An 11,764-nucleotide genomic window follows, 5' to 3' on the forward strand; every position below is an offset into this window, starting at 1 on the left:
ATGCATATTTTATACATCGATAATAGCTACTAAAAAGAAGTTTTTTGATACACAAGTGCAGATGTATGAAAAAATATCAGAGATTAGCAATAGGATATGTGCTATCTTGTTTAAAAATATCACTGCTGCAGTTAACGATGATAGTGGAGAGCAGGTATGTTATATTGCTTCGATAGTGGAGATTCTTGGTAAGCTTTCTGCAGTTCAATGCAATTTCTATAAATCACTCTCTAATAATAAGGATTTCGCGCCAGAAAAAAGTGATTGTAATAATGAAATTAATTACGATGATATTAAAATCTTAAAAGAATATTTAGAAAGATTAGAGAAGAATTCTTGAGATTTCCGCGCATTATACATTTTATAAGTAAAAATTTCTAGACAATATTAAGATAATATATTAAGATATTACTACAATATATCTTTTTATGTTAGAAAATTCAGTCGTACTATATAGAGAGATATATACTATTTCGTAGATGTTAATTATTTTTCTATATTTTTTATATCATGTTTCTTTCTACTACTAAAACGCTTTCTTTTACACTTCATCACGATAGTAAACATTCTCCATGTAAAGCTTCGATCTTTGAGACACCTAGTCCTTATTTGAGAAATATAAATGAGAAGCTGTCTTCGATTTACTGTGATAGTTTATCGTATCGTGATTCTTCTATTAACGTGAAGCAACTTCAGCATTTACTGAGTAAGCATTACAATGAATTGAATGATTTTAGTGATGGTACAATATTCTCGCGTATTGTGTCTAACGTATATCAATCTCAATATTATGCGCATTTAAGAGGCACATTTGATTTCGCAATATTTGAAGCAAAAAATTTCGAATTTACTCAAAGTGGCGCTCTATCTAAGATAACCACTTTTGTGCAGGATCTTTATAAAGAATCTCTGAGTAAAGAATTAAATGTTGCTGGCAACATGTTAGACGCATTAGGTGATAGTTATGGATTGTCTGCATTTAAAAATCCAAAGAGTACCGCACAGAAAGTACGTGATTCTGTTTCAGTATGTGATGCACAAGAGAAATCTACACTCTGTAATGCGCTTTCTGATGGTATGAAATCATTATCGAAATTACTTGATAATGCCGCTACTACGGGAAAAAGCCTTTATGGTAAGAATGATCCAATTCATAAAGTTATTATTGGAAATACGGTAAATATGATAGAAAATCTCCATTTTTTGAGAGAAGAGGTTGTAAATGCAATCGAAGAAGAAGCACCAGTAATGCCAGAATTCTTATATATTACGGAAACGGAGATATAATATAGAAAAGCACTATGCAATTGCAGCTAAAACATTTGTTTAAAAGTTCAAAATGCTGTATAAACAGCTACATAAGGTAAATATAGGCGCGCATGATAGATAAATTTATCGGTATCTCGAAAGCAGAGTCAGTAGCTGCAGAAAAACAGCATGTTAGAGGTAAGTTGAGTGCAAGAGAGAGAATACAAGTCCTTTTAGATCATAATTCTTTTGAAGAAGTAGATGCATTTGTACATCATAGATGTAATAACTTCGATATGCAGAATTCAGTCACGCTTGGTGACGGTGTAGTAACAGGATGGGGAACTGTTAACGGCAGAAATGTAGTCGTATGTAGTCAAGATTTTACTGTGATGGGTGGATCGTTAGGCGAAATGCAAGCGAAAAAGATCAATAAAATGCAAGATTTAGCGGTAAAAATAGGCTGTCCTCTCGTATTTATCAATGATTCCGGTGGTGCAAGAATTCAAGAAGGAGTAGATTCTTTAGCGGGATATGGAGAGATCTTTCTTCGTAATGTCAAAGCTTCCGGAGTAATTCCTCAGATTTCCGTTATAATGGGGCCATGTGCTGGTGGCGCTGTTTACTCTCCCGCGCTAACAGATTTTATATTTATGGTAGAGCAGACATCGTACATGTATCTCACTGGACCTGATGTAGTGAGAAGTGTAACTAATGAAGATGTTACTCATGAGAAGCTTGGTGGTTCCAAGATACATACAATGACGAGTGGTGTCGCGGATTGTAGATTTGAAAATGATATTGAGGCTTTGAAGCAAACTAAAAGGTTATTAGATTTCCTACCTTCAAGTTATAATTCGAATATGCCAATTCGTAGTACTACAGATCCGATAGATAGACCAATAATGGCCTTAAATAAGATTATTCCGGAGAGTTCATCACGTTCATATGATATGAAGCATATAATTGAAAAAATAGTAGATGAAGGAGATTTTTTTGAAATAAAGAAGGATTTTGCAAAGAACATAATAGTAGGATTTGGCCGTTTTGACGGTAGAACGGTAGGTATAGTAGCTAATCAACCAACTCAAATAGCAGGGTGTTTAGACGTTAATGCTTCTTTGAAAGCTGCAAGATTTGTGAGATTCTGTGATGCTATGAATATTCCAATTCTAACATTAGTGGATGTGCCAGGTTTTTTACCTGGAGTAAAGCAAGAATATTCCGGTATTATAATGCATGGTGCAAAGCTTCTCTTTGCGTATGCTGAAGCAACAGTGCCTAAAGTAACTTTGATAGTAAGAAAAGCTTATGGTGGTGCATACATAGTGATGAGTTCTAAACACTTAGCAGGAGATATAAATTACTCTTGGTGCAATACGGAGATTGCTGTAATGGGCGCGAAGGGTGCTGTATCGGTGTTGTATAAGAAGCATAATCTTTCTGAAAAAGATGCAAATCAGAAAATACTTGAGTATCAGCAAGCGTTCGCTTCTCCTGAAATAGCAGCTTCAAGAGGTTTTTTAGATGATGTGATAGAGCCTTATAAAACTCGCTCTAAAATATGTAATGCTTTCGCTATGTTGAGTGATAAAAAAGTGCAACAAATAGATAAAAAACATAGCAATATGCCATTATAAAATACTTTTCTAAACTAAAAGTATAAGCAAAATCTTCAAAGAGAGAAGTGTATCGTCGTTATAAGTAGCAAAGTCCATAAGAAAATTGCTTTTTTCAATAAATTGTATTGCTTTTTCTGTTTAGCACTAAAAGAATCTATACAATGTATTTCTGTATAGATAATAAATTACGTAATAATGTATTTTGGAAAAAAAGGTGCTATAGCTTATTTTTGCGTACTAGCTTTGTTATTACCACTCTCTTCATCGGCTATACAGTATGATAATTCTCTTACAATAGATAGGAGGATTCAGAAATTCGTCTACAGTCCGAATCAAGTTTTTCCTCTCGTTCTATCTCAAGGATATCAAACTAGTATAGAATTTGGAGAAGGAGAGATACTACAAACTTACTCATTAGGTAATAGCTATGCATGGCAACTCTCCGTTGTTGGTAATACTCTGTTTATAAAGCCGATAGAAGATGATGTTACGACAAATATGACAGTTATTACTAATAAGAGAAAATACTATTTCGAAATTGAAACTCGTAATTTTGCCAATCAATTGGATGATAGTTTTGCATATGTAATTAGATTCTTTTATCCAGATACAAATCAAAATGATGATAAAAAACTTCTTACTAAGCAGATTGAGCAATCAGAAGAGCCTGTGAAAGAGATTGTGCCTTATAACTTCAATTATCTAATGGTAAGAGGAAATAAAAATGCTTATCCTTCCACTGTTTTTGATGACTCTAATAGTACGTACTTTCAATATAAAGCTTCAACTCAAACTCCTAAAATTTTCCTATTAAATGGACAAGAATTGAAGCCTTTAACAGTGCAAAAGGTGAAAAATTATTACGTTGTAAATACAGTGGCAAAGAATTTCTTTGTCAAGATTGGTGATGAAGCGGTAGTCATTCAAAATCTTCGTTAAAAGCATATGAAAAATAATACGCAAAACGAGAAAACAACTAAATCTCAAAATGTTGCAGAGGATAAAAAAGATAACAAGCAGCAAGTAGTGAAGAACTCATTAAATAACACTGTTCTTGCGAAATTTCTCAACCTTCCTCTCTCTCATCAGATTGTAGTTGGATGTATCATAGTTCTTCTTGTGATCATTCTTTATTCGCTATTTTTTAGAACTAAAGAAAAGCCTAAAGCGCCAGTGGTAGATGCCGCGGTATTGCAAGCAGAAGTTATCACTTTACCTGAGCAACCAGCGCCTCAAAGTGTCGCACCTACGCTTGCGCAATTAGAACCTCCAAAAGTCTCTGTGCCGTTACCTCCAGTTGCAGCTATAGTATCAAGTAATGAAGAATCTCAAGATAATGCGCCAGAATCTGTAAAAGTGCAGCATAATAATGAAAATGAATTGCAAAGTATGCCGGTTACACAAAATGCTGAAGCAGTAGGTAAGGCTATAAAGGGAACAAAAGATATTTCGAAGCTTCTTGGAGAGAATATGATAGTATTTGGAGGAAGCAGTAAAACACAAGATAAGAACTCTAATAATCAGCAATTTCTTGGTTTTGATGGAGGAGTAATAGATAAGGTCAAAATGAAGCCTTCCGATTCTCCAAAAACAATGGCAATGAAATTGTCAGATTTAGATAGAACTCTGTTACAAGGAAAAATTATTGAAGGAGTATTAGAGAATGCGATCAGTACTGCACTTTCAGATCCAGGCATTATAAGAGCAGTCATTTCTAGAGATGTATATTCTGAAAATGGTAGAAATGTTTTAATACCGAAAGGATCAAGAGTAGTAGGAACTTATTCAGCGCAAGGTACCGCAGGGCAGGTTACAGTTGCGGTGATATGGAATAGATTGATTACACCTACTGGTATCGATATTAAGATAGATGCGAAATCTAGCGATAAATTAGGGCGTTTAGGTGTACAAGGATATATGGATGATCATTGGGCAGGGCAGCTAGCAAGTGCGTTTTTATTATCTTTCATAGTGCCTATCATAACGTATAAGATGACAGATCAAAGTGATTCTGAAGTTGTATCGAATAGTGGAGGTAACAATAATGGAGTCACAACAACCACTACTGCACTTTCTCAAGCACTTTCTCAAGCTTCTAGTTCATTTCAAAGCGTCGCAAACAATGTTGTTAATAATCGATTTCCACAGCAGATTATCATGAAAGTCGATCAAGGTGCAGCTATTAATATATTTGTATCCAAAGATATGTACTTTGGAGATGAGTAGTAATAAATACTTGGTGGATAGAGTGTATTGCGTTTAAAGTGGTTAGAGGTATAATTTTTGTATTATAGTATTTGTGCTGTACTTATGCATAAGAGTGACGCTGTAGATAAAGTGAAGCATATGCTTTCTTCAGGAGTGCTAAAAGGAATAAGCGCTGATGTGTTAGAGCTGGATGATATTGTATCAGAGCCTGATATCGAGGTGCAGAACTCTAATTATAGATCGGTTATTTTATATGAGATGAAGCTTAAGAAATTACTTTCTTTGCTGAAAGAAGTATTATCTATCACTTCTGCTTCTAAATTAACAAAGCATAATGTAAAGCATATTAAGGAAGTAGTAACGCAATGCACTAAAGAGATTCAAGCTACTCTTAAGTAAGGGATGGCTGTGACGGAAGGGCGTTTACTTTTTATTATGTCGTGTGAAATTGACCTATCTTAGGAGGTGTGGCTTTTTTCGCTAACAGATATGATTTGTCTTGCAGATAGAGAACTGGTATTGCCATGGAGTCTTGTAATCTGCGATTTTGCACGTTGTAGTAGTACTGATAATTCGGTATCTTGTTTCTCTTCTAAGATCTGTAATAGAGAGGTATCTACGTTTCTATGATGAAGGCGAGATTTTCTCAAATTTGCGTTAATTTCTATGATAAAAAATCGGTATAACACGTTTTGTAATTCATTTAGTAAAGTATCGAGTTTTACGAGAGGATGTTCGAGATACAATGTAGTACGATGAAGTGAAAATTCTTGATGAAGATAGTGTAACGCTAGACGTAGCGTAATAGGATATATCATATCTTCTAGTTGCTGAAGCAAGAATGGTTTGTCTAGAATAGCAGTAGTAAGTTTCTTCTTATCGATAATAGGCGGAAGTGGTGCATTTCTTTGCGTAAGTGCTTTTAGAGTTGCAAGTCTTTTTGTGAGATTGATTGATTGACCATGCTGTTTTTGTAATATGAAATCGTTGATATTTTCATCAGGGAATCGCTTCCATGCTTCAAATATTGACTGATATACGTGAGATATCTGAATGTTATCACTTATAAGTACAGCCTGATCGCCGCAAAATGCAAGTACTTCTTCAACTAATAAAACTTGTAATACGATGTTCGAAAGCTCATCCATAGAATAACAGACGCCGCCTAAATCTCTAATAGACGATAGTATGGTACTCTTACCGCTACCAATTTTACCTGTAATAACAGAAAGCTTCATAAGGTACTACAGAAACAAGCAAATCAAGAACTACAATGCGTAGTTCAAAAAAGCTATAGCGCTTAACTTACCTTCTTTTTACAAATACTGGTAATCATAGTTTTTACTCTAGCGATGTCGCGTCTGACGAACTTATAGCCAGCAACATTCTTTGATAAACGCTTTGCTAGAAGTGTACCTCTCAGTTCTAGTTCTATCTTCTTCAACTCTTCTAGAGTTTTACCATGTAGCTCGCTGAATTTCATATAAATAATATTAATTTACATTAAACATATGCTTGACAAATTTTGTCTTGATAGGCAGTCTTGCTTCTGCAGAGCTGAAGGCTGCCCGTGCCTGTTGTTCAGTAACTCCATCGAGTTCGAACAATACCTTACCTGGCTTGACTCGACAGACCCAGTACTCTACACCACCTTTACCGCCGCCCATTCTTACCTCAGCTGGCTTCTTTGATACCGGAATATCAGGAAATATTCTTATCCATAACTTTCCAGCACGTTCAAGCTTCTTGTTTATTGCTACCCTTGCAGCTTCAATCTGTCTTGCTGTTATGCGCTCCGGTTCAAGCGCTTTCAATCCGTACGAGCCAAAAGAAAGCTCAGTGCCGCTTGAAGCTGCACCTTTGATTTTTCCTTTAAATGCTTTACGAAATTTCGTTTTTTTAGGCGAAAACATATCTAAAAAAAAACACTACGAGTCTGATAATACGGGAAAAATTTTTGCAGTCAATCATCTTATGGCGTAATTAAAGCGTCTAACTCATGTTTGTGATATTCATAATTTCCTTAAAGGTATCGCTTTGTCTATAGTATCCATCGTTAAAAACACATATTACATCTTTTCCGTTTCTCAACGTAAATCTATTTGCCACTCTTTCCACAACGACGTATCCATAACTGATTCTGTAATTTACCATAGCTTCTTCTAATTTATCATTTACTGCAAATATCGCAGGTATAGAACCATTCATTTCTTTAAATCTGAAATAAGTAAAATATCCATCGTCAAATATCAGTACTGGTTCTATCGACATTGCAATACCGCTTATCTGATATCTAAAGTTATAAAGAGAAGGTTTACTCAAATCCGGCGGGGTATCTACGCGCTGATGCATTGCGCCCGTTGTACTAGAAGATGCATTTGACGGAAAATCTGTTATAAGCTGCGCATAAACAAACTTTGTTACAAACGCTATATTAGGATCATCTACTCCTTTAGCTTCTTCGGCATGCATTTCGAAAAAGTACATCCTCATATTGGTGATTACAGTCATGTTCGTTTCTGCATTATCATTAATAGGTTTGAGAAATATCCTATTACCTTCAGGATGTAACTGCCATCCACTTGAAATCCCCATCAATATAGTTTCGATTTTCTCATCAGGTGCAAATTCTATGATTGAATTATACAAGTAATGACCTACGAACTTTATTACAGAGTTCGGTTTATAGTGTATAAGCTTTATGCGCCCGTCTTTATTAAGAGGCATTGGAGTGATATTTGCAGCGCTTGAGTACGAAAGTGAAAAAGCACTACATACTACTAATAGTGCAATAGTTTTCAGAAATTTCATGAGCTTCACTAAGCTTGATTATATTGCGAGTATGATAAAGCCATATTATTACATTATCAATTATGATTTAATTGCGAGATTATGCTGTAGCTTTGTTAATGTGATTGCGTTTTTCATGAGGCATGCCACAGTCATAGGGCCAACTCCTCCAGGTACGGGAGAAATGAAGGATACTTTCTGATATAAATCATCAAAATCTACATCTCCGTATAGTTTAGAATTGTACCGTGTTATGCCTACATCTATCACGCATGCACCTTCCTTTATCATATGTGATTTGACAAAATGTTTCTTGCCAATTGCAGCGATTAATATATCGGCATTTTTTGTATGCTGTACTATATCCTTTGTATTACTGTGCAATATGCTGACCGTGCAGTTTTCGCGTAATAGCATATGACTCAATGGTAATCCAACAATTTTCGATCTTCCTATGATTACCGCATTCATTCCTTGAATATTGCTGTGAAATAGCTTCTTTAGCATATATATTATACCTTGCGGAGTGCACGGTGATATATGAGATGTGCCGGATATGAGACCGCCGATATTGTATGTATTTAAAGCGTCGATATCTTTATGTGGCGATATCATATTAAGTAGCATGTGAGAATCTTCCAGCATATGCTGCGGTAAAGGCATTTGTACTATTATACCGTTTACTTTAGAATTTTCGTTTACCTCAGATATAGTATCGGATAGTTGCTTCAATGAAGCATCTTCTCCAAATTTCAGTATATGAAATTCTATACCAAGTTCTTTTGCTTTAGCTTTTTTTATTCTGACATAAGTATCGCTGCTTGGATTGTCACCTACCATTATAGCAGTGATGCAAGGTACGATATTAAGTTTTTTGAGATTACGTATTTCCTCTCTCAATAGCGTAAAAATTTCTTCTGCATAACTAGTACCATTTATAATTTTCGAAGATTGCATGTTAGTAACTTAAATCGTGTAGCATTGTAGAAAGACTTTACGAGAATTATAAAACTGATGATATCGTTATACAACTGTAAGAGTTTTTGTTAATGTTTCTTTAATCATGAGAAAACTGCAATATCTCTAAAGTTTTGAGTAGCTGAAGTCCTATTATGACGGCTTCCTGGATCTTATTACTGCGTTTATAGAGTATCTATCACCTTCGATGCTCTTTTAGAAGAAAGTGGATGTATAAGATGTTCAATCGTTTGTTAAATCGCATTATACGCGCTACTCTTGGTAAACATGTAGCGATGTTAAAGGCGCGCTTTATAGATCCGCTTATTAGTAATAGCGATAGAGACGATTTCATCCTTAGCTCTTCATCTTCAAAAAAGTCTTCCGTCAGCTTACCGAAGGAAATAGAAATACCCGTAGTATATGGACGATGTAGAATGCAGTGTCATGTGATTTGGGCTGATAAAGTAGTTAGTATCAGAGATGAGGAGGATAGTAGTGGTTCATCGTACGTTTATGTAAAATCCTTTGCAGTAGGTATATGTAGAGGACCTATCTTTAATATCGGCCACATACTAGTTAACGGACAAAATATTGGTATTCAAAAAAATATAAGAATTAGAGTATACTACGGCACAGAAGACCAAACGGTAGATCCGCTGATAGCGATGAGATTGCAGCACCTTTCTACACCTTATAAAGGGCTAGCTTATATTGTTATTCAAAACTTTCCAGCGTCTGACTATAGCCCCTCGATTAAAGTAGAAGCAGAAATCTCCGGTATATATGACGCAGAATACAGAAGGCGATATGCAATGGATGCTATAAATCTGATCGGTAATGGAGAATTTACATATGATACATTATCAAACACTCGATACCTTGAATGTCCCGAAGGAGCAGGTACTTGTCAGAGAAGAGATTATTTTCAGATAAATGAATATCATACTGCAGGATCAGCAGATGTAATAGTATCTCTTCACGAGCTAAAACGTGCTATGCCAGGCATTAGATGGGTTTGTGTTACAGTATATTGGTTTGCTACTACATATGACATAAAGGATGCAGATATAAGACCAGGAGTAGAATTCAGAGGTGATCATACTGCTACTAATCCAGTCACGTGGGTAGTATCTAAGTATACAAGAGATACTGCTGAGCTTATAAAAAAAGATGCAAATGGTAAATTAATATATACCGGTACAGCAGGTACTATATGCGTTGACAGAATAGTATCAACTTTGAAACAGAGAGGATATAAAGTTATGCTAAAGCCGATTTTGTTAGTGAATAGAGAAGATAAACCATGGAGTGGAAAGATGGTATGTAATGCATCTGATGTGAGTAATTTTTTTAATAAAGAGGAGGGTTACAATAACTTTATTACTCATTATGCGAGAGTGCATAGTGGCTTGCTCGACGCCTTTCTTATAGGTTCAGAGCTTGTAAGTCTTACATCATGTCGAGATAATGATGGAAATTTTGTCGCAATAAAAGAGCTAAAAAAACTTGCAGATATAGTAAGGGTACTGATACCAGGTAATGTTATGGTGTCGTATGCAGCGCATTGGTTAGAATATCATCATACTGATGGTGGATGGTATAATTTAGATCCATTGTGGAGCGACCCAAATATACACTTTATTGGTATAAATAATTACATGCCTCTGACGGAAGATACAACATCTAGCTATGACATAGAGTATCTTATAAAGTGTTTTGATAGTGGAGAGGGGTACGATTATTTTTACGAATATACAGATTCTGGTAAAAAAAAGCGTCCTCTTGCGGAAAAATACGCGTGGAAGAATATTGAATGGTGGTGGAGTAATTTGCATTATAATCCCGATGGCGCTGTAACTTCGTGGATTCCGGAAAGTAAGAAAATTTGGTTTACGGAATATGGTTTTCCATCGGTGCATTTAGCTACCAACAAGCCAAGTGCATTTTTGCCTTCTGATGAGACTTCATCTCTTCCAATACACTCTAACGGTAAGTTGGATTTCCGAATGCAAAAAGTTGCTATTTGCGCAATGGAAAAAAGATGGCAGGATTCGAAATGCGTTCAACGGAAGTTTTTACAATCCTGGGATGCTAGGCCTTATCCTACTTGGCCTGAGAGGCTTGATGCGTGGAATGATACTGAGATGTGGGAGAAAGGGCATGATGTGCAAGGAAAGTTCGATACGTGTTATCTTGCTATAATTATTGAAGATTTGTGTGAGAGAGCGCAGATACCTAAGGACAAAGTAGTAACTTCCGAACTCATCGACAAAACAGATGGATTTTTCATCTTACAGAATTCGACGTGCGAAGAGATAATTCAGCAATTGAAGGAAATATTTTTATTCGATATCGTCGAAGATGACGGTAAGATACACTTTATTTCTCGTAAAAATGGGAAAAAAGTACCAATACCAGTAGAGCATATTTTACGAGGTGGAGGTAGTTTTAAAGCATCTAAGATATGTGAATTTAATGAGATACAGAGGTATGCAATTTCGTTTATTAATACTACATTTACATATGATAAAGACATCATGCAGTATAACAGCGAAAGTAAGACAAGATCTTTAAGTCTCTTATATGAAGCGAATCTTGTGATAAATCGTGTATGTGGAAAACATCTATTAAAAAAGATAGTAGAGAATTCATTTGCGTACTTAAGGCAGTATGAGATTTGTATGGGGTTATCACTACATATTATGCCATCCGATATACTGATTGTGAAGATTGGCGGAGGTGAGGTATCACTGAGAGTTATTATGGCAGTAAGGTATGAACATCACTTATATCTGTTTTGTTATGAAGAAAATATTGTTAAGAATCTTCCCTTTGATGAAGAATAATACTTCTTCATCTTATTGGAAAAAGAAATATTCTGAATTATATATTTTAATCATATAAATATTATGTACAATCTTGATATACAAAGTGAA

Annotated in this window: 12 protein-coding genes; 7 read left to right on the top strand and 5 right to left on the bottom strand. The window is 35.3% G+C overall.

Annotated elements, in window-relative coordinates; translation table 11 throughout:
• Positions 1-61 precede the first annotated feature (61 nt).
• The 6 genes from Fsol_RS00975 (at position 62) to Fsol_RS01000 (ending at position 5,477) form a co-directional block, all read left to right on the top strand.
• The gene (locus Fsol_RS00975) at positions 62-340 is read left to right on the top strand and encodes a hypothetical protein (protein ID WP_108673043.1); all 279 of its coding nucleotides are present in this window, start codon (positions 62-64) and stop codon (positions 338-340) included.
• Positions 341-510: 170 nt separating this feature from the next.
• Entirely contained in the window at positions 511-1,287 is a 777-nt protein-coding gene (locus Fsol_RS00980) for a hypothetical protein (RefSeq protein WP_108673044.1), read from the top strand.
• 92 nt (positions 1,288-1,379) lie between these two features.
• Positions 1,380-2,888, top strand: a complete 1,509-nt coding sequence (locus Fsol_RS00985) for an acyl-CoA carboxylase subunit beta (RefSeq protein WP_108673045.1) — start codon at positions 1,380-1,382, stop codon at positions 2,886-2,888.
• Positions 2,889-3,065: 177 nt separating this feature from the next.
• The gene (locus Fsol_RS00990) at positions 3,066-3,809 is read left to right on the top strand and encodes a TrbG/VirB9 family P-type conjugative transfer protein (protein WP_108673046.1); all 744 of its coding nucleotides are present in this window, start codon (positions 3,066-3,068) and stop codon (positions 3,807-3,809) included.
• A gap of 6 nt (positions 3,810-3,815) precedes the next feature.
• Positions 3,816-5,096, top strand: coding sequence for a TraB/TrbI/VirB10 family type IV secretion system protein (locus Fsol_RS00995; RefSeq protein ID WP_108673047.1), 1,281 nt, complete (start codon positions 3,816-3,818; stop codon positions 5,094-5,096).
• An 84-nt stretch (positions 5,097-5,180) separates the two neighbouring features.
• Entirely contained in the window at positions 5,181-5,477 is a 297-nt protein-coding gene (locus Fsol_RS01000) for a hypothetical protein (RefSeq protein WP_145958099.1), read from the top strand.
• A gap of 59 nt (positions 5,478-5,536) precedes the next feature.
• Here Fsol_RS01000 and Fsol_RS01005 read toward each other — a convergent pair whose 3' ends face one another.
• The 5 genes from Fsol_RS01005 to Fsol_RS01025 all read right to left on the bottom strand — a co-directional run bounded on the left by Fsol_RS01005 (position 5,537) and on the right by Fsol_RS01025 (position 8,825).
• The gene (locus tag Fsol_RS01005; RefSeq protein ID WP_108673049.1) at positions 5,537-6,316 is read right to left on the bottom strand and encodes a hypothetical protein; all 780 of its coding nucleotides are present in this window, start codon (positions 6,314-6,316) and stop codon (positions 5,537-5,539) included.
• 62 nt (positions 6,317-6,378) lie between these two features.
• The gene (rpmC, locus tag Fsol_RS01010; protein ID WP_108673050.1) at positions 6,379-6,561 is read right to left on the bottom strand and encodes a 50S ribosomal protein L29; all 183 of its coding nucleotides are present in this window, start codon (positions 6,559-6,561) and stop codon (positions 6,379-6,381) included.
• 10 nt (positions 6,562-6,571) lie between these two features.
• The gene (gene rplP / locus Fsol_RS01015) at positions 6,572-6,991 is read right to left on the bottom strand and encodes a 50S ribosomal protein L16 (protein WP_108673051.1); all 420 of its coding nucleotides are present in this window, start codon (positions 6,989-6,991) and stop codon (positions 6,572-6,574) included.
• A 79-nt stretch (positions 6,992-7,070) separates the two neighbouring features.
• Entirely contained in the window at positions 7,071-7,889 is an 819-nt protein-coding gene (locus Fsol_RS01020) for a TrbG/VirB9 family P-type conjugative transfer protein (protein WP_108673052.1), read from the bottom strand.
• 60 nt (positions 7,890-7,949) lie between these two features.
• On the bottom strand, positions 7,950-8,825 hold the full coding sequence (locus tag Fsol_RS01025) for a bifunctional 5,10-methylenetetrahydrofolate dehydrogenase/5,10-methenyltetrahydrofolate cyclohydrolase (protein WP_108673053.1): 876 nt from the start codon (positions 8,823-8,825) through the stop codon (positions 7,950-7,952).
• A gap of 239 nt (positions 8,826-9,064) precedes the next feature.
• Here Fsol_RS01025 and Fsol_RS01030 point away from each other — a divergent pair, with 239 nt between their 5' ends.
• Positions 9,065-11,674, top strand: a complete 2,610-nt coding sequence (locus Fsol_RS01030; protein WP_233485219.1) for a baseplate megatron protein TIM-barrel domain-containing protein — start codon at positions 9,065-9,067, stop codon at positions 11,672-11,674.
• Positions 11,675-11,764: the final 90 nt, after the last annotated feature.

Source organism: Candidatus Fokinia solitaria, assembly GCF_003072485.1.
Classification (GTDB): domain Bacteria; phylum Pseudomonadota; class Alphaproteobacteria; order Rickettsiales; family Midichloriaceae; genus Fokinia; species Fokinia solitaria.